This is a genomic window from Bradyrhizobium sp. CCBAU 11430 (assembly GCF_028128855.1).
Taxonomy (GTDB): Bacteria; Pseudomonadota; Alphaproteobacteria; order Rhizobiales; family Xanthobacteraceae; genus Bradyrhizobium; species Bradyrhizobium ottawaense.
This window is the reverse complement of the sequence record NZ_LBJV01000053.1, coordinates 50,940-71,340: the sequence shown is the minus strand read 5'-3', so window position 1 is coordinate 71,340 and position 20,401 is coordinate 50,940. Positions and strand designations below refer to the sequence as shown.

The following is a 20,401-nucleotide window of genomic DNA, read 5'->3' as shown; positions in this document are numbered from 1 at the left end:
CGAAACAGCAACCTTCTGCATGGCTCTCGTACTGGTTACCGGTGGCAGTGGCTTCATCGGACATCACCTCGTCGAAGCGCTCCGCGCCCGTGGGCAGCGGGTGCGCGTTCTCGATGTCCGCGCGCCGGCCGCGGCCAACGCGGACGTTGAATTCGTCCACGGCTCGGTGCTCGACGGCGCAGCAGTCGATACTGCGATCGCCGGGGTCGATCAGGTCTATCACCTCGCCGGCCTGCCCGGCATGTGGGTCGCCAACAAGCAGGACTTTCACGAGGTCAACTGTCGCGGCACCGAAATCGTGCTCGCGGCCGCAATGAAGCGCGGCGTGTCGCGCTTCCTGCACTGCTCGACGGAATCGATCCTGTTCCCCTATTCCGACCTCAAAGGCGCAGCCGCCGAAGAGGCGCTACAGCCGGCCGACGCGATGCCGGGCGCCTATACGCGGTCGAAGTCGCTCGCCGAGCATCATGCCGCGAAAGCGGCGGCCAGCGGCTTTCCGCTCGTGATCGGCACGCCGACCATGCCGATCGGCGCGGCCGACCACAATCTGACGCCGCCGACGGCGATGCTGTGGTACTTCCTGCAGAAGAAGGTGCAGCCGCATCTCAACTTCCTGGTCAACCTCGTCGACGTCCGCGACGTGGCCATGGGCCTCGTGCTGACCATGGAGCGCGGCCGCATCGGCCAGCGCTACATCCTCGGCGGCGACTGCGTCCCGCTCGGCAACATCCTGCGGATGATGTCGGCGATGAGCGGCCGCCGGCAGTTCCCGGTCGTCGTGCCCGGCAAGATCGCCGAGCTCTCGGGCATCATGCTCGAATACCTCGCCGATCGTGTCACGCGCCGGCCGCCCAACGGCACCGCCGAGGGCGTGCGCATTGCGCTCGCCGCGAGCGACCTCTCGATCGGCAAGGCGCGCACCGAGCTCGGTTACGCGCCGCGTCCGATCGAGCCCGTGCTGCGCGAAACCATCACCCATCTGCTCGCCCGCAACGGCCAGCAGCCCTCCGGCGCCATCAAGCATCACGCGCTCTCCTCGCGCGCGAGCTGAAGCCGCCGCCCAACGCAAAGAACCTTCATGTCCTTCGATTTCAGCAAGCTTGTCTCTGTCGCCTGGGGTGGCTGGACCACGACCTGGCCGACGCAACTGCTCGCCCTGATCTGGCTCGCCTGGCTCGCCAGCTGGGTCGGCGCCTCGTTCTGGCAGGGCCGCACCCAGAAGCAGGTGCTGACGCTGGAGTCGGGCCGCTATCGCATCCCGATCCTGGTCGGCGGCATCCTGTTCACGCCGTGGACCGCGGAAGTGCTCGGTGAGAAGCCGCTCTGGGTGTTCAGCAACACGGCTGTCTACATCACGGCGCTGATCGTGCTCGCCGGCATCTCCTTCACCTGGTGGGGACGGCTGCATCTCGGAAAGTTCTGGTCGAACACCATCACCCACAAAGAAGACCACCGCGTCGTCGACACCGGGCCGTACGGCATCGTGCGCCATCCGATCTACACCGGCCTGATCGCGGGCATGCTCGCCACCGGCATCGCAGTCGGCACCGTCACCGCGATCCTCGGCGCGATCCTGATCTCGCTCGGCATGTGGCAGAAGGGCCGGATGGAAGAGGTGTTCCTCTCCAAGGAGCTTGGCGAAGACGCCTACGGCGCCTATTGCCGGCGCGTGCCGATGATCATCCCGTTCCTGTCGCCGCGGTGAGGGCTTAGCAGCTCGCCTCACTCTCGTGTCCCGGACGCGCTGCAACGCCCTTGGCGTTGCTGCGCAGAGCCGGGACCCAGATAGCGACGTACTACATGGCGGTGAGATGGGCCCCGGCTCTGCATCGCACCGCGAAGACGCGCTGGGCTGCGTCCGGGGCACCGAGCGCGTGCTTGGACGCACCAAGGAACCGCCCCTCCCCAAGCCCGTTATCCCTCGACAGCTGCCACCTGCGCGAGCATCGAGCCATGTCGGACGCCTACGATTATTTTTGCGAGCATGCGATCGCCGCTGTCCGCAAGGCGCGGGCGCTGCCGCGCGGGCGACCGAAGCAGAAGCAGCGCACGGTGGCGCGGGTCTATCATCTGCTGTCCAAGGAGGCCGCGCTGGTGCCGAACATCCATCACCTCGACGATTTTCGTGCGGCACGGCGACTGGAGCGGCAGATCCATCGCTGATCTCCGGGCAAGCCCCGCCAGCGTTCGTCCCATGCAAAATCGATCGGCTGCCATTCCGCGGGAATAGGCCCGGCCGGCGCCCCGCACAGGTTGACGTCTGCCCCGTCAGCCAGTTGGATGCGCGCGCAAACAGGGGCCCTCTCATGACCTTCTCCAGCATCTTTGCGCAGTTCGTTGCGCTCCTCGGCGGCGTCGCACTGCAATGGCGGAAGCTGTCGGGCACCGTGCCTGCGCCGGCCTGGGGAGAGAAGCCCGCCATTCCCGAAGCCAAGCCGCAAGGCGCGATCCCGACCTTGAAGATGCCGACCGCGCGCGGCTGGAGCGAGGGCCAGAAGCCGACGGTCGCTCCCGGGCTCAAGGTCAACGCGTTCGCGACCGGGCTCGACCATCCGCGCTGGATCGAGGTGCTGCCCAATGGCGACGTGCTGATTGCGGAGGCGACGCAGATCGCGGGCGCACCGCGCAGCGTGTTTCATTACGCGATGCAGGCAACGATGCGGCGCGCCGCGGCGCTCGGCGTGTCCGCCGACCGCATCACGCTGCTGCGTGACACGGACGGCGACGGCGTCGCCGAGCAACGCGGCGCCTTCATGGAAAATCTCAGCCAGCCGTTCGGCATGGCGCTGGTCGGCGACACCTTCTATGTCGGCAATACCGACGGCGTGATGGCGTTTCCCTATGTCGGGGGTGCCGACCGCATCACCGCGCCGGGCAAGCGGCTCACGACGTTCAAGCCAAGCGGACACTGGACCCGCAGCCTGCTGGCAAGCCCCGACGGCAAGAAGCTCTATGCCGGCGTCGGCTCGCTCAGCAACATCGCCGAGATGGGCATGGAGGTCGAGGAAGGCCGCGCCGCGGTCTACGAGCTCGACCTCGTTGCCGGCACGCACCGCATTTTCGGCGCGGGCCTGCGTAACCCGGTCGGGCTTGCGTGGGAGCCGAATACGGGTGTGCTCTGGACCGTCGTCAACGAGCGCGACGGGCTCGGCGACGAGACGCCGCCGGATTATTTGACGTCGGTGCGCGACGGCGGCTTCTACGGCTGGCCCTATTGCTATTGGGGCAAGACGGTGGACGACCGCGTGCCGCAGGATCCTGCGATGGTCGCCAAGGCGCTTCAACCGGACTACGCGCTCGGCGGCCACACCGCCTCGCTCGGCCTGTGCTGGATGCCCGCAGGCACGCTGCCGGGCTTCCCCGACGGCATGGTCATCGGCCAGCACGGCTCGTGGAATCGCAGCACGCTGTCCGGCTACAAGCTGGTGTTCATCCCGTTCGAGAACGGCAAGCCGTCCGGCCCCGGTCGCGACATCCTGTCGGGCTTCCTGTCCCCGGACGAGAAGGAATCCTACGGCCGCCCGGTCGGTGTCGTGATCGGCCCCGACAAGAAATCACTGCTGATGGCGGACGACGTCGGCAACGTGATCTGGCGCGTCACGGGCGCGTAAAGGATCACGTCCCCACACACAGCGTGGCGCGCTGCTTCTTCAGCAGCGCGATCACCGACAGCGCGGTGATCAGGCCGGTCTTTGGATTTTCGGATGGGATGTTCTCGATGCCCATCGAGAACCGCGCCGAATCCGCCTCGACCTCGATGCGGTGAACGTTGCGCGTCACGGTCGGGTCGGCCCAAACCTGGATCTCGGTACGATCGGGCCCTATTCCCGCCAGCGACAGCGCAACGGCGACATTGACGTTCGCCGGAAAGCCCTTCGCCGCTTCGCGTGCGCTGCCCTCGAACAGCTTGAGCGGCTCGCGCAGATTGTCGATGTCGATCTTGTTCTGCACGATGAAGGGCGCGCCCTTCAGCCCGTCGATCGGCTTGCGCGTCACCATCTTCACGGAATGAATGGTGCCGATTGCGGCGGCGTTGACGGCGTCGAGCCCGATCAACGCGCCGGTCGGCACGATGATGCGGCCGCCATTGGCGCGGGCGAGATCGACGAGATCGAAATTGTCGAGCAGGCCACCGACGCTCACGACGACCACCGCCTTGCCGCGCTTCACGGCGGGCTCGACGATCGCGCGCAACTGGCTGCTCGGTGCGCACTCGACCACGATGTCGGCGACCTCGCCGAGCTGATCGATCGGAAGGATCTTCGGCGGATGACGCAGACCGCCGATGAAGACCTGATGCTTGGCGGGATCGCGCACAGCCGCGGCCGACAGCGCCAGTCCCTCAATGCCCTGATCGAGCGCGGTCGCGATCTTCGTGCCGATCGAGCCCAGCCCGGCGATGGCGACCCGCAACTCGCTCGAAGCTCTCTGTTCAGTCATCGCACTCACCTAAGGTCCGAGCTTCCGTCATAGCCCCTCACGCCTCCCGCGCATAGCTGCGCAGGCGCGCCTCGAGCACCGCCAGCATGGCATCGCGGGCCGGATCGCGCGAGCCGCGCAGCCACGCGGCGGCGAGCGGCAGCCGGCCGACCGGCCCGCTCTGCCTTGGCCGCAGCGGCACGAAGCGCACGCCCGTGACCGCCATGCGCGCCGTCCAGCGCGGCACGATCGCAACTCCGAGCTTCGTGGCCACCAGGTTGATGATGGTCTGTTTCTCGTCGGCGACCTGCACGATGCGCGGCGTCAGGCCTGCCTGCTCGAACAGCTTGATCGTGAGGTCATGGCTGTGCGGCCGGGAGCGGCGGTCCGGCACCAGCATCGCCTCGTCGGCGATGTCGGCCAGCTTAATCGACTTGCGCGCGGCCAGCGCGTGCCGCTGCGGGAACGCCACGATCGCGGTCTCCTGAAGCAGATCGCGGAATTCGAGGCGCTTGTCCGCACGATCGGGCCGGCGAACGAAGGCGAGATCGAGCGCGCCGGTCAGGATCTTCGGCAGCAACCGGATGGTCTTGTCCTCGAGCAGCTGCACCGCGATGTCAGGATGCTTGGCGCGGAAGTCGCGCAAGAGCGGCGGCAGCAACCCGGCGGCTGCGCTGTCGATGGCGCCGATCCGGAGCCGCCGCGCAGTCCCCGCCCGGGAGCGGTTGCGCAGATTGCTCTCGACCGCCTCGACCTTGGCGAGGATGACGCGGGCATCGCGCAGCAGCGTCGCGCCGTCCTCGGTGAGCGACACTGCACGCGTCGTCCGCGCGAACAGCCGCGTGCCCAGATCCTCCTCCAGCAGCCTGATCTGGCGGCCAAGCGCGGAAGGCAGCATCTGGAGCTGCTGCGCCGCCCGGCCGAAATGCAGCTGCTCGGCCGCCGCCACGAAGCACCGGAGCTGATGCAATTCCATTCCGCAAATCCTCTCGCCTCGCGAGGATTATATCATTTTTTTGTATAAACCAGCGCCAATTGAATCCGCCCTGCACTCCCGTCTAGATTCGCTGGCGACGCAGACAGCCAGATATGCCGGCGCGATCTCTCACACGGAGCATTCTCATGCGCACTCATTCGATCGCAGCCATTCCCGCCGACGGCATCGGCCCCGAGGTGATCTCGGCCGGGATCCGCGTGCTGGAGGCGCTGGCAAAACGCAGCGGCGACCTCGCCTTCAGCGTCAGGACGTTCGACTGGGGTTCGGACTATTACAAGAAGCACGGCGTGATGATGCCGGCCGACGGCCTCACCGAGTTGAAGAAGTTCGACGCGATCTATTTCGGTGCGGTCGGCGCGCCTGATGTGCCCGACCACATCACGCTGTGGGGCCTGCGCCTGCCGATCTGCCAGGGCTTTGACCAATATGCCAATGTGCGGCCGACCAAGATCTTGCCCGGCGTCGCCTCGCCGCTGCGCAATGTCGGTGTCGGCGATCTCGACTGGGTGATCGTGCGCGAGAACTCGGAGGGCGAATATGCCGGCATGGGCGGCCGCGCCCACAAGGGCCTGCCGGAAGAGGTCGGCACCGAGGTCGCGATCTTCACCCGCGTCGGCGTCACCCGCATCATGCGCTATGCGTTCCAGCTCGCACAGTCGCGCCCGCGCAAATTCCTGACCGTCGTGACCAAGTCGAACGCGCAGCGCCACGGCATGGTGATGTGGGACGAGATCGCGGCCGAGGTCGCGACCGAATTCCCCGACGTGACCTGGGACAAGATGCTGGTCGATGCCATGACGGTGCGCATGACGCTGCATCCGAAAAGCCTCGACACCATCGTCGCGACCAATCTCCATGCCGACATCCTGTCCGACCTCGCCGGCGCGCTGGCCGGCAGCCTCGGCGTGGCGCCGACCGGCAACATCGATCCGCAGCGCCGTTTCCCCTCGATGTTCGAGCCGATCCACGGCTCGGCCTTCGACATCACCGGAAAGGGCATCGCCAATCCGGTCGCGACCTTCTGGACCGGCGCGCAGATGCTCGAGCATCTCGGCGAGAAGGACGCCGCTTCAAGGCTGATGGCGGCGGTCGAGCGCGTCTGCGCGGCGGGCGTGCTGACGCCGGATGTCGGCGGCAAGGCGACGACAAAGGAAGTGACGGATGCCGTGATCGACGCGATCAACGGCTCGAATGTGTGATCGCCCCTCGACGTCATGGCCGGGCTTGTCCCGGGCATGACGGGTGTGAATTAACTACCTCCGCCCCGCCGGAGGAGCCGGCGTCGCCATCGCGGCGGCCGGCTCCGGCGGTGCCAGATGGCGCGGCACGATGATGGTCTGTCCGGGCGTGAGCTGCGCGTTCTCTGCAAGCGAGTTGCTCTGCGCGAGAGTCCACAGCGGCACGCGATTGGCGGCGGCGATGCTCTCCATGGTGTCGCCGCGCCGCACCGGCACCCGCACGCCACTATCCCACAATTCGACCAGCGTATCCGCAGGCACCAGATAACGCAGCGGCACGGCACCGGCCTGGGTCTGCGGCGGAATGCGCGGCAGCTGGGTCACCATCTCGACGATCTGGCGATGGATGTCGTCGGATTTCTCGATGTTGATGTGCGAGACGCGGCTGTTTTCCTTCAGATCGTAGCTCGCATAATGACCGCGAAAGCCGGGGACCGCGACGACGTCGCCGCCGCCGAGCACGCTATCGGACAGGAAGATGTTGATGAAGCGCTCGACATTGAGCGGCACGTCACCGGTCGCATGCGCGGGATCGATGGCGATGACGAGGCTGATCGGGATGCTCTCCTTTGCCGCCATCTCGGAGATGACGATCGAGCACAGACCACCCATGGAGTGCCCGATCAGCACGATCGGCGCCGCCTTCTCCTTGTAGCTGGCGATGACGCGGTTGCCGATGAACCGGCAGAGGGTGAATTCGTAGACATCGGCGGAAAAGCCGGCCTGTGTCAGCTTCTCGCCGAGCCGGTCCATGCCGGTCGAGAAGATCGGGCCCATGGCGCCGCGGAACAGATAGACGTTCGGCGGCGGCGACGGCTCGAACGGCGGAGGCGGCGGCGCGGCGGGTGCGGCCGCGGTGGCCTTGGACTTGGCAGGTGAGGCGGCGGCCATGCCGGGGCTCAGGGCGAGCAGCGCAACGGCTGCCAGCGCGACTAGTCGCCTCAAATCAATCATCAATCCAGCAGTCCCACGACGGGAGGCGATCACCTCCCCCGCCGGCTTAGTGACGGCCGATTGGGTGGAATTTGGGGCACGGAACCGGCTATCTCCTCCGAGTGCGAACTCTCACCGCACGCCTGGCGGCGCGACCGGACTTTGCGACGATTGGCCCCAGTCCTCGCGCGCGAACGGCTAAAATGGCAGCATCCGGTTCAACAATTCGAGCAGCGTGCGCTGCTCGGCCTCGCTGAGCGGCGCCAGCATCTTCCGATTATAGGGCTCCGTCAGCCTTGCACCCTCCGCAATGAGCTTTGCGCCCTTCGGCGTCAGCATGAGCTCGACGGCGCGGCGATCGGACTTCGAGCGGTTGCGCTTGATGAAGCCGGATGATTCCAGCTCGTTCAGGATCTTGATCAGGTTCGGCAGCCGCAGCCGCAGCAGGCCGGCGAGGCTGCTCGGCGGAACGCCCGGATTGTCGCGAATGACGGCGAAGATCGCATAGGTCGCGGGCGTCAGACCCAAGGCGGCGAACTCCTCGTAGAAGCCCTCGAAGAATCTCAGCTGCGCCAGGCGCAGCATGAAGCCGGGGGTGCGCTGGAGCGCGCGCAGGTCCAGCGATTTCTCCGTCTGCTGAGCGGACTTTTGCGGAGCGGATTTGGCTCCGCTTAGAGGCTTCGGGCTCATGATTCTCAATCCCAGGGACGGCCGAATTGACACTCTCAAAAATAGCTATAAAATATAACTATTATTCAGCGGCACCAAGACCGCCTATGGGAGGGACACAATGAACAGCAAATTCCTGCACAAATTGTGCATTTTGGCCGCAACGCTCGCCACGGCGCCGGCGTTGGCCCAGGACGTCGTGAAGATCGGCATCCTGAACGACCAGTCGGGTCCGTTCGCGAGCTACCAGGGCATCGGCTCGGTCGTTGCCGCCAAAATGGCCGTCGAGGATTTTGGCGGAAAGGCCGCCGGCAAGCCGGTCGAGGTCGTCGCGGCCGACCACCAGAACAAGACCGACATCGGGATCGGCATCGCGCGGCGCTGGTACGAGAACGACAGCGTCGATGCGATCTTCGATCTCCCGAACTCGTCGATCGCGCTTGCGGTGGCCGGCATGAGCGCCGAGAAGAACAAGGTCTTCGTCGGATCGGGCGCCGGAACAGTGCTGCTGACCGGCGAGAAATGCACGCCGAACACCGTGCACTGGACCTACGACACCTATTCTTACGGCCGCGGTCTCGGCAAGGCGATCGTCCAGCAGGGCGGCAAGAAATGGTTCTTCATCACCGCCGACTACGCCTTCGGTCATGATCTGGAAAAGCAGGCTGCGGAGGCCGTGAAAGCGGCCGGTGGCGAGGTGCTCGGCAGCGTAAGGCATCCCTTGGGAACGGCCGATTACGCCTCTTTCCTGCTACAGGCCCAGGCGTCGGGCGCGAACGTCGTCGGCTTCGCCAATGCCGGTGACGACACCATCACGTCGATGAAGCAGGCCGCCGAGTTCGGACTGACCAAGGACCACAAGCTGGTCGGATTGATCCTCGGCATGAACGGGCTTCCCGCACTGGGCCTGAAGTTTGCGCAAGGCGCGCAGATCATGAACCCGTTCTACTGGGATCTGAACGACGGCACGCGGGCCTTCGCAAAACGCTTCGCCGAACGGATTCCCTCGAAGGCCTATCCGAACGACATGCAGGCCGGCGTCTATGCCTCGGTCATTCACTATCTCAAAGCGGTCAACAAGGTCGGAGGCGCCAAGGATGGCAAGGCCGTCGTCGCCGCAATGAAGGAGATGCCGACCGACGATGTTCTGTTCGGCAAGGGCTATATCCGCAAGGACGGACGCAAGATCCACCCGCTCTACCTGTTGCAGGTCAAGTCGCCCGAGGAATCGACCTCGGCGTGGGATCTGCTGAAGGTCGTCGCCACCATCAAGGGCGAGGACGCGTTCCGCTCGGAGAGCGATGGCCAGTGCCCGCTCAGCAAGCCATAGACGCGGAGCTGACCATGAGCGGCATCGCCTCCAGTCAGGTCGACCCGTTTGCGCCTGACTTCCTGTTGAACCCCTATCCTGCCTATGCGGCGCTACGCGCGCTCGGGCCCGTGTTCGCGCTGGAGCGTTACGGCGTGTGGGCGATGGCGGGCTATGGCGAGGTCGAGCCGGCCTTGAAGGACTGGAAGACGTTCATCAGTGGCGAGGGCGTCGGGCTCAACGGGATGAACCCTGCGCTGCCAAAGCCGCTGACGCTCCAGATCGATCCGCCCGATCACGACAAGGGCCGGCGGGTCCTCGGCCGCACGCTGTCTCCGGGCGTTGCGAGGAAGCTGCGCGAGACGTTTCAGCAGGAGGCGGAGAAGAAGGTCTCGGAGCTGATCGACAAGGGCACGTTCGATGCCGTGACCGACCTCGCCGAAGCCTATCCGATGAAGGTGTTTCCGGACGCGATCGGCATCAGGCCAGACGGCCGCGAGAAGCTCTTGGCCTGGAGCACATTCGTGTTCGACAGCTTTGGCCCCGAGAACGAGATGCTAGCGGCTTCACGCAAGGAAGGCCTCGCCGCCCAGAGCTGGATCATGGACTGCTGCGCACGAGATGCGTTGCGGCCCGACAGCCTCGGCATGATGATCTACCAGGCGGCCGACGACGGCGAGATTACCGAGCACGAGGCGACGCATCTGGTGCGGCCGTTCCTCACGGCGGGGATCGACACCACCGTCAACGGCATCGGCAACACCCTGCTCGCGCTCGCCACCCATCCGGATGAATACCGCAAGCTCCACCACAGGCCGGAGTTGGCGCGCAACGCTTTCGAGGAAGGCCTGCGCTACGATTCGCCGGTGCAGACGTTCTTTCGAACCACCTCGCGCGACGTCGAGATCGGCGGCGGCGTGATCCCGGCACACCGCAAGGTGCTGCTGTTCATGGCCTCCGCCAACCGCGATCCGGCCCGATGGGACGGAGCCGATCGCTTCGAGGTCGAACGGACCGCGACCGGCCATGTCGGCTTCGGCGCAGGCATCCACGCCTGCGTCGGTCAGATGATCGCGCGTCTGGAAGGCGAATTGATCTTCAGCGAGCTTGCGAGGCGCGTGAAGACCATCGAGCTCACGGCGGAGCCGAAACGCAGGCTCAACAATTCCCTGCGCGGGCTGGAGAGCATGCCGGTCCGCGTGACGCCCGCTTAGGCGGCATCACGCGGGGGAGGATGCGACGGCTCAGTTCCTTGCCGGCGCCGTTGCGGCCGCCGAGCGCGCCTGCCGCGGTGCGCCGGGTTCGGCGACCGGGACCGCCGCCGGCGCGCGCGAGCGCATGATGGCGGCGTCGATCTCGGCGATGACGCGGCGCTGGATCGCCTCGTTCTTGTCGATCGAGATATGGCCGACGCCGGTGCCGCGCACGTCGACATTGTCGAGCTTGCCGCGGAAACCGTCGGCACGCTTGACCGGCTCACCGGGGCCGTCGCCGATATAGATGTTGATGTAACGCTCCGCGCCGGTCGAGAGCTTGGTCTTGAACACGGAATCGAGGCCGATCGCGAGCTTCACGGGCACGCCCAGCCGGTTGAGTTTCGCGATCATGTCGGGCAGCGCGGTCGCGCCGGAGGAATGGCCGACCAGGACGATGGTCTTGAGCCGGCCGGCCTTGTAGGCGGTTGCGGCTTCATCGGCGAGCGAGGACCAGGAGACGAAGTTGGCGACCGTCACCGGGATGCCCTGCGCCTGGAGACGGGCGCCGATCGTGTCGAGGCCGAGCGAGAAGATGTTGAGCACGCCGCGGAGCAGATAGACATGCGTGGTCGCGACCTGGGCCTGGCTCGGGGCCGCCCGGGCCGTGGTCGGGCTGATGGCAACAGCTGACAGCAGGAGCAGGCCCATCGCCCATACACGGAGGGCGGACAATTGGCTGACGCCGGCGGTGTGACGGCCGTTCGGTCTCATCGATCTTTTCCCTGGGGACAATACGCTTTGCGATTGGTCGGAATCGTAGCCATGGCCTGCTCGCAGACGCAACAAAGAGCCGCGTGAATGGCAATCTTAGCCACAGCCCGTGACCATCGCGCAACACCTGCCCGAAACCTGCCACCGAAGGGCCTGTTTTGAGACCATTTTTCTCTCGCCAATTGCGGCCCGGCAAAGGCGTTCTTATCTCAGGGCTCCGCTGACCCGCCCTTCCCGGCAGGTTCCAGCCTCCCTCCCCAGCCTTTGCCCCCTCAGCCTGACGGCCATCCATGTCCTCCATCATCTCCGTCGCCAACCTGTCGAAGACCTATGGGTCCGGCTTCAAGGCGCTCAAGAACATCAATCTCGACATCAAGCGGGGCGAGATTTTTGCGCTGCTCGGCCCGAACGGTGCCGGCAAGACCACGCTGATCTCGATCATCTGCGGCATCGCCAATCCCAGTGAAGGCAAGGTTCTGGTCGGCGGCGAGAACATCCAGACCTCCTACCGCAAGGCGCGCTCGCTGATCGGCCTCGTGCCCCAGGAATTGCACACCGACGCCTTCGAGAGCGTGTGGGCGACCGTGAGCTTCTCCCGCGGCCTGTTCGGCAAGCCCAAGAATCCTGATCACATCGAGAAGGTGCTGAAGGACCTCTCGCTGTGGGACAAGAAGGACAACAAGATCATCACGCTCTCCGGCGGCATGAAGCGTCGCGTGATGATCGCGAAAGCGCTGTCGCACGAGCCGCAGATCCTGTTCCTGGACGAGCCCACTGCCGGCGTCGACGTCGAGCTGCGCAAGGGCATGTGGGAAGTGGTGCGCACCCTCCAGCAGTCCGGCGTCACCATCATCCTCACCACGCATTACATCGAGGAAGCCGAGGAGATGGCCGACCGCATCGGCGTCATCAACAAGGGCGAGATCGTGCTGATCGAGGACAAGGCGACGTTGATGCAGAAGCTCGGCAAGAAGCGGCTGACGCTGCATCTGCAGGGCAAGCTCGACGCGCTGCCGGAGAGCCTTGGGCATTACGAGTTGGAGCTCTGCGATGCCGGCGCGACGCTGGTCTACGATTACGACACCAAGGGCGAGCGCACCGGCATCACCAGCCTGCTCGGCGATCTCCGCACCGCCGGCATCCGCTTCAACGATCTCGACACGACGCAATCGTCGCTCGAGGACATCTTCGTCGATCTCGTGAGGACGTCATGAACCACCGCGCCATCCGCGCCATCTATCTGTTCGAAATGGCGCGCACCTGGCGCACGCTGCTGCAAAGCATCGTCTCGCCTGTGGTCTCCACTTCGCTCTATTTCGTGGTGTTCGGCGCCGCGATCGGTTCTCGCATCAGCCAGGTCGAGGGCGTCAGCTACGGCACCTTCATCGTGCCGGGCCTGATCATGCTTTCGGTGCTGACCCAGAGCATCGCCAACGCCTCATTCGGCATCTACTTCCCGAAATTCACCGGCACGATCTACGAGATCCTGTCGGCACCGATCTCCTATTTCGAGATCGTGCTCGGCTATGTCGGCGCCGCCGCGACCAAGTCGATCATTTTGGGCCTGATCATCCTGGCGACCGCCGGATTATTCGTGCCGCTGCATATCCACCATCCGGTCTGGATGCTGGCCTTCCTGGTGCTGACGGCAGTGACGTTCAGCCTGTTCGGCTTCATCATCGGCATCTGGGCCGACGGCTTCGAGAAGCTGCAGATGATCCCGATGCTGGTGGTGACGCCGCTGACCTTCCTCGGCGGCAGCTTCTATTCCATCGACATGCTGCCGCCCACCTGGCGCACGGTGGCGATGCTCAACCCGGTCGTCTATCTGATCTCCGGCTTCCGCTGGAGCTTTTACGAGATCGCGGACGTCAGCATGTCCGTCAGCGTCGGCATGACGACGGCGTTCCTGGTGATCTGTCTCGTCGTGATCTGGTGGATTTTTCGGACGGGGTATCGGCTGAAGAATTGACGCGACCTCACCGATAGCAATGGAAGCGGTGATAGCCGTCGTAATAGCCGTGGCAGCGGTGACGGTAGTGACGATGAGGAATGCCGAGCACACCCTCGACCGCACCAACGGCGCCGCCGACACCGGCACCGACGACGCCTCCGACCGCACCGCCCACGGGGCCGGCAATCCGGTTGCCCTCGTAAGAGCCTTCCTGGGCGCCGCGGACGATGCCCTGGGCGTGGCCGGCCTGCGGTAGCGACAACAGCGCGAGCAGGATGGCGGCGGCTGCGAACACCAGGCGGAAGGCTAAACCGGCCGGCGACGGCGCGGCGGCGATGCGGGCTTTGTTCATCTTCGATCCCAAACGGTGAATGGCGGCGAGCGCCGCCTGTCGAGGCAGGTGATCGTCAACGCACTGGGCGGCCAAATGGTTGCGCCTTTGTGACGAATTGTCGGCGTTATGAACGGCGCGCCGCTCGCGAAAATGTCAGCGCCACCGCGCGCGGCGCGGCACAAAGCGGCCTTGCTTACGCCCGGCGCCGCGTTAACGATGGGCGGGCAGGCCGCTGGAACGAAAGCCGGATTGCAGGCATATTGCACGTCGGGGACGGAGAGCCGCGGCGCCTAGCGTGAACAGGCCGGAGGCCAGGATTCAAATGCGTTTCCAGATGCGTTCATTTTTTATCGCTTTCACCTCACTGATGCTTTTGAGCGCAGGCAGCGCGCAGGCCAAGGTCGAGATCACCGTCGACAAGGACAATCAGCAGATGACCGTCGCGGTCGACGGCGTCGCGCGCTACCACTGGCCGGTGTCGACCGGCATCCCCTCGCGCGAAACGCCTAACGGCGCGTTCCGCACCTTCCGGATGGAAGAGGATCACTACTCCAAGGAATTCGACGACGCGCCGATGCCGCACGCGATCTTCTTCACCAAGGTCGGCCACGCCATCCATGGCACCGACTCGGTCGGCCGTCTCGGCTCGCCGGCGTCCCACGGCTGCGTGCGGCTGTCGCGCCAGAATGCCTCGACACTCTATGCGCTGGTGCAGCAGCAGGGCGTGCTCAACACCACGGTGACGCTGACCGGCTCGGCGCAGGTGGCGCTGGCGCGCAATCCGCGCGGCCGCACTAACAATGCCGTCGCCCGCGCGCCGCAGCAGCCAGCCGAAGAGCAGTACGCGACCACGGGCGATCCCGTGAATCTGACGCCGCCGGCGCAGCCCGCCCGCCGCCACATGCCGCAGGACGACAATTACATCTATCCGGCCGACGGCAGCGACACCGGCGCCCGGTATCCGGCACCGCGCGGCACACGCCCGCTCTATGATGCGCAGGTTTACCAGCAGCAGCCGCGTCCCTATTACGACCAAGGCTCCGGCCAGCAGGGCTATTACTATCAACCGCAGCCGCGGCAGGTTTACCAGCCGCGCGGCTATTACTACCAGAACTGACGCGGCCGCAGCTCCGTCACCGTCGTCAGTCGTCAGCGCGAACAACAGGATAGCTATTCGAGGCACCATGCCGTCACGTGCCACGACCATTCTGACTGTGCTCTCAGTTCTGATAACGGGGCGGGTCATGGCCTTTGATATCGAGGCGCATCGCGGCGGGCGAGCGCTGTTGCCGGAAAACACCCTGCCGGCCTTCGCCAACGCGCTGTCGATGGGCGTGGACACGCTGGAGCTCGACGTCGGCGTGACCGCTGACGGCGAAGTCGTCGTCTCGCATGAGCGCGGGCTCAATCCGGATCTCGCGCGCAGTGCTGGCAGGACTTACATTGCTCCGCCCGGCACGCCCTTCGTAAAACTGCGGCTGGACGAGGTCAGGACCTATGACGTCGGCCAGATCCGGCCGGACAGTGCCTATGCGAAACAATTCCCCGACCAGCGCGCCGTGCCGGGGACACGCATTCCCACCCTGAGCGAGCTGTTCGCGCTGGTGCGGAAATCCGGCAACTCGCGTGTGCGCCTTAACATCGAGACCAAGATCGATCCGAACCATCCGGACGAAACGCTCGATCCGCAGGCCTTTGTCGCGAAGCTGCTGGGATTGATCGACGCCGAAACGTTTTCCGATAGGGTCATGATCCAATCCTTCGACTGGAGGACCCTGCAGCTCGTCCAGCAGCAGGCGCCGAAGATACCGACGGTGTACCTGACGCTCCAGCGCGGCACAGGCCAGACAGTCGTGCTGGACAAAGCCACCAACTGGACGGCAGGCTTCAGCCCGGCCGAGCACGGCAGCTCGCTGCCACGGACGATCAAGGCGGCGGGCGGCGCAGTCTGGTCGCCCTATTTCGGCGATGTGACCTCCGCGCTGGTCGCGGAAGCCCACGAGCTCGGATTACGCGTCGTGGTGTGGACGGTCAACAAGCGCGAAGACATGGCGCGGATGATGGAGCTCGGCGTCGACGGGATCATTTCCGACAGGCCCGATCTGCTGCGCGAGGTTGCCGGCGAGAAGGGCATTGTGCTGCCGGCGGGGACGCCGATCGCGCCGTAACCGTCGGTCTCGTGTCCGGACGCGGTCAGCATGCAACGCTGCTCCGCAGAGCCGGGACCCAGAGCGCCGCGCCATCAGCCCCGGCTCTGCAGCGCACCGCTGAACTGGACGATGCTTCGCATCGCCGGGGAAGCGCTGCGCTGCGTCCGGGGGATGGAGACGGGTGCCGCCCTACTCTCCATTCTTCAAACGCCGGTACAGGGCGCCCAGGATGTTGGAATAGTCGTCGGTCCAGACCCGTACCCTGTCGTCGGCTTCGGTCTGCTCCCAGACCTTGGAGGACGCGAGCCGACCGACGTCGGCCTCCTCGCGCGCGGAGATGACGACGTCGGTCGAGAAGATGTAGTCGCCATCACGCCCGGAATCCTCGTTGAAGACCCAGCTCTTGAGATCGTTGGCGTCCGCGATGCCGACCACGACGGTCTCGAGATCGAGATGCCGGTTGGAGACGTGCATCACCACAGCCCCGTTCGGCGCGAGCTTGTCCTTGTAGATCTTCATCGCCTCTTCGGTGGCGAGATGAATCGGGATCGCATCCGACGAATAGGCATCGACGATGATGAGGTCGTAGGCTCCGTCGGGCTCCTTTGCGAAGGTGAGGCGCGCATCGCCGATCACCGGCTTCATGTCCGGCAGACAACTCGAGATGTAGCGGAAATTTTTGGGGTCACGCGCGGCATCCACCATCGACTGGTCGATCTCGAAAAATTTCCAGTCCTCGCCAGGTTCGGCGGCGCAGGCGAGCGTGCCCGATCCGACGCCGATCGCGGCGACCTTGAGCGGCGCGCCCTTGCGCTCGCGGATCGCGCTGACGGCCTGACCGATGCCGCCGTCCTTGTGATAATAGGTGATCGGCTCGGGCCGGCCGGCGACCGGCGTACCGTCATTGTTGCGGAAGCGCTCGGCGCCGTGGATGGTGGTGCCGTGCATCAGCACGTGGAAATAGCCGCCGGGCGTCACCACGATCTTGTGCACGCCGAAGAAGCTGCGCACCGTCGTGACCCGGCCTTCGTCCGCCGGATAGACGCGGATCAACGCCAGCGCGAGTGCGACGGTGGCGAAGATCTTCCAGCGGCCGGCATTGAGCGCCAGAGCGAGCAGCGCGGCGAGCCCGCCGACGGCGCCGGCGACCCAGACGCGGTGATCCTCCAACCAGGTCGGGAGACCGCCGGTGGTATAGGACGGCGCAACCAGCGCCATCGCGAGCGCAGCAAGCACCAGCCAGTACCATTTGACGACACCTGCGAGACGCTCGTTCGCGGACGGCCGGCACAGCGCGGCGAGCGCGATCAGGATCGGGTATTCGGCGATCCACGAGAAGGTGAAGGGAGCAACGAGGCCAGCAAAGAGACCGCCGACCATACCGCCGAACGACAATGCTACATAGAAGCCGGTGAGATATCTGGCCGCCGGCCGGGTCCGCGCCAGCTCGCCGTGGCAGGCCATGGCAATGACGAAGAAGCAGAGTTGGTGGCCACCGAGTGTCAGCAGCAAATTCTGCTCGCCGCCGAAGGCGAGCAGGACGATGACGCCCGCGATCGCGACCGGCTGCAGCATCAGCATCCATTTGTGCGGCAGCAGCGGTCGCGACTGGAACACCACGACCCAGGTGAGCAGGTACAGCGACAGTGGCAGCACCCACAGCAGCGGCGCCGCCGCGACGTCGGTCGAGATGTGCGCGGTGACCGCGATGAGCAGACCCGAAGGCACCGCGGCGAGGAAGATCCAGCGCAGCCGCGTCACGATATCAGGCGCTGGCGCATTGATCTCCTCGGTCCGCGCATCGGCCATTGCGAGCTTCGGCGAGCGCAACAACAGCACGCCACAGGCGGCGATCAGGAGGATCAGCAGGCCATAACCACCGGTCCAGAACCGATTCTGCGTGTGCAGCGTGAACATCGGCTCGAGCAGGAACGGATAGGACAACAGCGCGAGGAAGCTGCCGATGTTGGAGGAAGCGTAGAGGAAGTAGGGATCGTGCCCAGCGGGATGGCCGGTGCGGACGAACCAGGCCTGCAGCAGCGGATTGTTGGCGGCGAGCGCAAAGAACGGCAGGCCGATCGAAACCACGAACAGGCCGAGCAGCCAGAACGCATAGCCCGAAGCGGGCGGCTCGCCATAGGCGGACGCTATTCCGAGCGGCAGCGTGGCGAAGGCCAGCACCAGCAACACCAGATGCACGGCCACCGGCACGACGCGGCTCCTCGCCTGCATCAACAGATGCGCATAGGCGTAGCCCGCCAGCAGCAGCGACTGGAAGAACACCATCGCCACCGACCACACCGCCGGCGAGCCGCCGAGCCGCGGCAGCACCATCTTCGTGAACAGCGGCTGCACCGAGAATAGCAGCAGCGCGCTGACAAAGATCGCAGCGGTGTAGACCGTCAGCAGCAACCGGTTGCGCGAGGACGACGGCTGCTCCGTGGCGGCAGGTTGCACGATCGAATCCATGGAAGCTCCAGCCTACATTCCCCGGCGGGCGCCGGACGCGCGCAATGGAGCACAAGGCGCCTGAACGGGCAATAAAGGCGCTCGTGATGTTGCAGCGAGGAATGCTTGATATAGAGATGTCGTTCCGGGGCGATGCGAAGCATCGAACCCGGAACCTCGATATTCTCCGGTGCGGAGCCCGCACCATAGTTCGCGCTTCGCGCGCCCCGGAAAGACACCAGGGAATCATGAGCGAAACCGACGTCCTCATCATCGGCGCGGGGCATAACGGCCTCACCTGCGCGGCCTATCTCGCGGGCGCAGGCCTGCGCGTGCGCGTGGTCGAGCGCCGCAAGGTGGTCGGCGGCGCCGCGGTCACGGAGGAGTTTCACCCCGGATTCCGCAATTCGGTCGCGGCCTACACTGTGAGCCTGCTCAATCCGCAAGTGATCCGCGATCTCAAGCTCGCCGAGCAGGGCCTCCGGATCGTCGAACGGCGCGCCCAGAACTTTCTGCCCTCGCCGGATGCCAGCTATCTCCTCACCGGCGAAGGGCGGACGAAGGCATCAGTCGCGCGGCTGAGCGCGCATGACGCAGACGCGCTCGACGGATTTTCGCGCGAGCTGGAGGACATCGCCGACGTGCTGCGGCAGTTCGTGCTCCGCGCGCCGCCGAACCTCGTCGACGGCTTTGGCGCGGCAGCCGTTCGCGAAGGCGTCAACGCCTGGAAGACGGCCAACATCCTGCGCGGTCTCACGCTGGAACAGAGCCGCAGCCTGCTTGATCTCTTCACCCGCTCTGCCGGCGAGATGCTGGACGAGCGCTTCGAGCATGATCTGGTCAAGGCCCTGTTCGGCTTCGACGCCATCGTCGGCAACTATGCCAGCCCCTACGCCGCCGGCTCAGCCTATGTGATGCTGCATCACGCCTTCGGCGAGGTGAACGGCAAGAAGGGGGTCTGGGGTCACGCCATCGGCGGCATGGGCGCGATCGCGCAGGCGATGGCGCGCGCGGCACAGGGCCGCGGGGTCGTGATCGAAACGGATGCCGGCGTCCGCGAGATCATCGTCGAGCGCGACCGCGCCGTCGGCGTCGTGCTGGAGAACGGCACGGCCATCCGCGCCAAATATGTCGCAGCCAATGTCAATCCAAAGCTGCTCTACACGCGGCTGGTCGCGGCCGACGCGCTTCCTGCGGACTTCCTCGGCCGCATCCGGCACTGGAAGAATGGCTCCGGCACCTTCCGCATGAACGTTGCGCTGGACCGCCTGCCCTCCTTCACGGCGCTGCCCGGCGAGGGCGATCATCTCAGCTCCGGCATCATCCTGGCGCCAAGCCTCGGCTACATGGACCGCGCCTGGCTCGATGCGCGGGCGCAGGGCTGGAGCCGGGAACCAGTCGTGGAGATGCTGATCCCCTCGACCCTCGACGACACGTTGGCCCCAGCTGGAAAGCACGTCGCCAGCCTGTTCTGCCAGCACGTCGCACCGGAGCTTCCCGATGGAAAGTCGTGGGACGACCATCGCGACGAGGTCGCCGATCTCATGATCGCGACGGTGGACAAATACGCGCCTGGTTTTGCGGCGAGCGTGCTGGGCCGCCAGATCCTGTCCCCGCTCGATCTCGAACGGCAGTTCGGCCTCCTCGGCGGCGATATCTTCCATGGCGCGCTGACCTTGAACCAGTTGTTCTCGGCGCGGCCGATGCTTGGCCATGCCGATTATCGCGGGCCGTTGAAGGGCCTCTATCATTGCGGCTCCGGCGCCCACCCCGGCGGCGGCGTCACCGGTGCTCCCGGCCATAACGCCGCGCAGGCGATCTTGAGAGATCACCGGTCGCTGTTCGGAAGCCGTGGATAGGTCTGTGGATGAGCTGTGGACTGGCTGTTGAATGGCCTGTGGTCAGACAGAGGATACATGGGCCAGAACGTCGGGACCGAACTTGGGGAAAGCCGGTGGACAATCGCGGGACAAGCGGGTGGAC

General features: G+C 65.5%; 19 protein-coding genes. 12 read left to right on the top strand and 7 right to left on the bottom strand.

The features are described 5' to 3' along the window. Positions 1–19: 19 nt before the first annotated feature. The 4 genes from XI04_RS15305 (at position 20) to XI04_RS15290 (ending at position 3,611) form a co-directional block, all read left to right on the top strand. Positions 20–1,051 (top strand): NAD-dependent epimerase/dehydratase family protein, encoded by a 1,032-nt coding sequence (locus XI04_RS15305; RefSeq protein WP_095426084.1) that lies wholly within the window; start codon positions 20–22, stop codon positions 1,049–1,051. 27 nt (positions 1,052–1,078) lie between these two features. Next, positions 1,079–1,705, top strand: a complete 627-nt coding sequence (locus tag XI04_RS15300) for a methyltransferase family protein (protein ID WP_271609097.1) — start codon at positions 1,079–1,081, stop codon at positions 1,703–1,705. A gap of 248 nt (positions 1,706–1,953) precedes the next feature. Beyond that, positions 1,954–2,163, top strand: a complete 210-nt coding sequence (locus tag XI04_RS15295; protein WP_271609096.1) for a hypothetical protein — start codon at positions 1,954–1,956, stop codon at positions 2,161–2,163. 143 nt (positions 2,164–2,306) lie between these two features. Then, on the top strand, positions 2,307–3,611 hold the full coding sequence (locus XI04_RS15290) for a PQQ-dependent sugar dehydrogenase (RefSeq protein WP_095426083.1): 1,305 nt from the start codon (positions 2,307–2,309) through the stop codon (positions 3,609–3,611). Between the two features lie 4 nt (positions 3,612–3,615). On the opposite strand, the gene XI04_RS15285 is transcribed toward XI04_RS15290, so the two are convergent. Together XI04_RS15285 and XI04_RS15280 are read right to left on the bottom strand one after the other, a co-directional pair. Further along, positions 3,616–4,440: an aspartate dehydrogenase gene (locus XI04_RS15285; RefSeq protein ID WP_038971229.1), complete on the bottom strand. Its 825-nt coding sequence runs from the start codon at positions 4,438–4,440 to the stop codon at positions 3,616–3,618. A 37-nt stretch (positions 4,441–4,477) separates the two neighbouring features. Beyond that, positions 4,478–5,395 carry a LysR family transcriptional regulator gene (locus XI04_RS15280; protein ID WP_212429006.1) on the bottom strand — a complete coding sequence of 306 codons (918 nt, stop codon included), beginning with the start codon at positions 5,393–5,395 and terminating at the stop codon, positions 4,478–4,480. 146 nt (positions 5,396–5,541) lie between these two features. Between XI04_RS15280 and XI04_RS15275 the strand changes: the two genes are divergently transcribed. Next, positions 5,542–6,615 carry a tartrate dehydrogenase gene (locus tag XI04_RS15275; RefSeq protein WP_028145504.1) on the top strand — a complete coding sequence of 358 codons (1,074 nt, stop codon included), beginning with the start codon at positions 5,542–5,544 and terminating at the stop codon, positions 6,613–6,615. 54 nt (positions 6,616–6,669) lie between these two features. Here XI04_RS15275 and XI04_RS15270 read toward each other — a convergent pair whose 3' ends face one another. Next, positions 6,670–7,608: a LysM peptidoglycan-binding domain-containing protein gene (locus XI04_RS15270; RefSeq protein ID WP_038971234.1), complete on the bottom strand. Its 939-nt coding sequence runs from the start codon at positions 7,606–7,608 to the stop codon at positions 6,670–6,672. Positions 7,609–7,785: 177 nt separating this feature from the next. Continuing rightward, positions 7,786–8,277, bottom strand: a complete 492-nt coding sequence (locus XI04_RS15265) for a MarR family winged helix-turn-helix transcriptional regulator (RefSeq protein ID WP_095426081.1) — start codon at positions 8,275–8,277, stop codon at positions 7,786–7,788. A gap of 100 nt (positions 8,278–8,377) precedes the next feature. Between XI04_RS15265 and XI04_RS15260 the strand changes: the two genes are divergently transcribed. Further along, entirely contained in the window at positions 8,378–9,586 is a 1,209-nt protein-coding gene (locus tag XI04_RS15260) for an ABC transporter substrate-binding protein (protein ID WP_271609108.1), read from the top strand. A 14-nt stretch (positions 9,587–9,600) separates the two neighbouring features. Then, positions 9,601–10,779 carry a cytochrome P450 gene (locus XI04_RS15255; protein WP_271609109.1) on the top strand — a complete coding sequence of 393 codons (1,179 nt, stop codon included), beginning with the start codon at positions 9,601–9,603 and terminating at the stop codon, positions 10,777–10,779. Between the two features lie 30 nt (positions 10,780–10,809). On the opposite strand, the gene XI04_RS15250 is transcribed toward XI04_RS15255, so the two are convergent. Next, complete coding sequence (locus tag XI04_RS15250) at positions 10,810–11,532, bottom strand: hypothetical protein (RefSeq protein ID WP_038947663.1); 723 nt, start codon at positions 11,530–11,532, stop codon at positions 10,810–10,812. A gap of 290 nt (positions 11,533–11,822) precedes the next feature. Here XI04_RS15250 and XI04_RS15245 point away from each other — a divergent pair, with 290 nt between their 5' ends. Then, complete coding sequence (locus XI04_RS15245; protein WP_028145510.1) at positions 11,823–12,746, top strand: ABC transporter ATP-binding protein; 924 nt, start codon at positions 11,823–11,825, stop codon at positions 12,744–12,746. Continuing rightward, positions 12,743–13,504 carry an ABC transporter permease gene (locus XI04_RS15240; RefSeq protein ID WP_038947664.1) on the top strand — a complete coding sequence of 254 codons (762 nt, stop codon included), beginning with the start codon at positions 12,743–12,745 and terminating at the stop codon, positions 13,502–13,504. Before XI04_RS15245 ends, XI04_RS15240 begins: the two co-directional genes overlap by 4 nt. 7 nt (positions 13,505–13,511) lie before the next feature. Here the strand turns inward: XI04_RS15240 and XI04_RS15235 are convergent, their stop codons facing one another. Continuing rightward, a complete protein-coding gene (locus XI04_RS15235; protein ID WP_028145512.1) occupies positions 13,512–13,838 on the bottom strand; it encodes a hypothetical protein in 327 nt (108 codons plus the stop codon). Between the two features lie 304 nt (positions 13,839–14,142). Here XI04_RS15235 and XI04_RS15230 point away from each other — a divergent pair, with 304 nt between their 5' ends. Next, positions 14,143–14,937, top strand: a complete 795-nt coding sequence (locus XI04_RS15230) for a L,D-transpeptidase family protein (RefSeq protein WP_442868724.1) — start codon at positions 14,143–14,145, stop codon at positions 14,935–14,937. 67 nt (positions 14,938–15,004) lie between these two features. After that, a complete protein-coding gene (locus XI04_RS15225) occupies positions 15,005–15,988 on the top strand; it encodes a glycerophosphodiester phosphodiesterase (RefSeq protein ID WP_271609111.1) in 984 nt (327 codons plus the stop codon). A gap of 171 nt (positions 15,989–16,159) precedes the next feature. Here XI04_RS15225 and XI04_RS15220 read toward each other — a convergent pair whose 3' ends face one another. After that, positions 16,160–18,439, bottom strand: a complete 2,280-nt coding sequence (locus XI04_RS15220; protein ID WP_271609112.1) for a spermidine synthase — start codon at positions 18,437–18,439, stop codon at positions 16,160–16,162. Between the two features lie 227 nt (positions 18,440–18,666). Between XI04_RS15220 and XI04_RS15215 the strand changes: the two genes are divergently transcribed. After that, positions 18,667–20,277 (top strand): phytoene desaturase family protein, encoded by a 1,611-nt coding sequence (locus XI04_RS15215; protein WP_271609113.1) that lies wholly within the window; start codon positions 18,667–18,669, stop codon positions 20,275–20,277. Positions 20,278–20,401: the final 124 nt, after the last annotated feature.

What these genes read in the sequence shown, in the direction of transcription:
- XI04_RS15305 (WP_095426084.1), top strand. Translation starts at nt 20, where the DNA reads ATGGCTCTCGTACTGGTTACCGGTGGCAGTGGCTTCATCGGACATCAC.
- XI04_RS15300 (WP_271609097.1), top strand. Translation starts at nt 1,079, where the DNA reads ATGTCCTTCGATTTCAGCAAGCTTGTCTCTGTCGCCTGGGGTGGCTGG.
- XI04_RS15295 (WP_271609096.1), top strand. Translation starts at nt 1,954, where the DNA reads ATGTCGGACGCCTACGATTATTTTTGCGAGCATGCGATCGCCGCTGTC.
- XI04_RS15290 (WP_095426083.1), top strand. Translation starts at nt 2,307, where the DNA reads ATGACCTTCTCCAGCATCTTTGCGCAGTTCGTTGCGCTCCTCGGCGGC.
- XI04_RS15285 (WP_038971229.1), bottom strand. Translation starts at nt 4,440, where the DNA reads ATGACTGAACAGAGAGCTTCGAGCGAGTTGCGGGTCGCCATCGCCGGG.
- XI04_RS15280 (WP_212429006.1), bottom strand. Translation starts at nt 5,395, where the DNA reads ATGGAATTGCATCAGCTCCGGTGCTTCGTGGCGGCGGCCGAGCAGCTG.
- XI04_RS15275 (WP_028145504.1), top strand. Translation starts at nt 5,542, where the DNA reads ATGCGCACTCATTCGATCGCAGCCATTCCCGCCGACGGCATCGGCCCC.
- XI04_RS15270 (WP_038971234.1), bottom strand. Translation starts at nt 7,608, where the DNA reads ATGATTGATTTGAGGCGACTAGTCGCGCTGGCAGCCGTTGCGCTGCTC.
- XI04_RS15265 (WP_095426081.1), bottom strand. Translation starts at nt 8,277, where the DNA reads ATGAGCCCGAAGCCTCTAAGCGGAGCCAAATCCGCTCCGCAAAAGTCC.
- XI04_RS15260 (WP_271609108.1), top strand. Translation starts at nt 8,378, where the DNA reads ATGAACAGCAAATTCCTGCACAAATTGTGCATTTTGGCCGCAACGCTC.
- XI04_RS15255 (WP_271609109.1), top strand. Translation starts at nt 9,601, where the DNA reads ATGAGCGGCATCGCCTCCAGTCAGGTCGACCCGTTTGCGCCTGACTTC.
- XI04_RS15250 (WP_038947663.1), bottom strand. Translation starts at nt 11,532, where the DNA reads ATGAGACCGAACGGCCGTCACACCGCCGGCGTCAGCCAATTGTCCGCC.
- XI04_RS15245 (WP_028145510.1), top strand. Translation starts at nt 11,823, where the DNA reads ATGTCCTCCATCATCTCCGTCGCCAACCTGTCGAAGACCTATGGGTCC.
- XI04_RS15240 (WP_038947664.1), top strand. Translation starts at nt 12,743, where the DNA reads ATGAACCACCGCGCCATCCGCGCCATCTATCTGTTCGAAATGGCGCGC.
- XI04_RS15235 (WP_028145512.1), bottom strand. Translation starts at nt 13,838, where the DNA reads ATGAACAAAGCCCGCATCGCCGCCGCGCCGTCGCCGGCCGGTTTAGCC.
- XI04_RS15230 (WP_442868724.1), top strand. Translation starts at nt 14,143, where the DNA reads ATGCGTTTCCAGATGCGTTCATTTTTTATCGCTTTCACCTCACTGATG.
- XI04_RS15225 (WP_271609111.1), top strand. Translation starts at nt 15,005, where the DNA reads ATGCCGTCACGTGCCACGACCATTCTGACTGTGCTCTCAGTTCTGATA.
- XI04_RS15220 (WP_271609112.1), bottom strand. Translation starts at nt 18,439, where the DNA reads ATGGATTCGATCGTGCAACCTGCCGCCACGGAGCAGCCGTCGTCCTCG.
- XI04_RS15215 (WP_271609113.1), top strand. Translation starts at nt 18,667, where the DNA reads ATGAGCGAAACCGACGTCCTCATCATCGGCGCGGGGCATAACGGCCTC.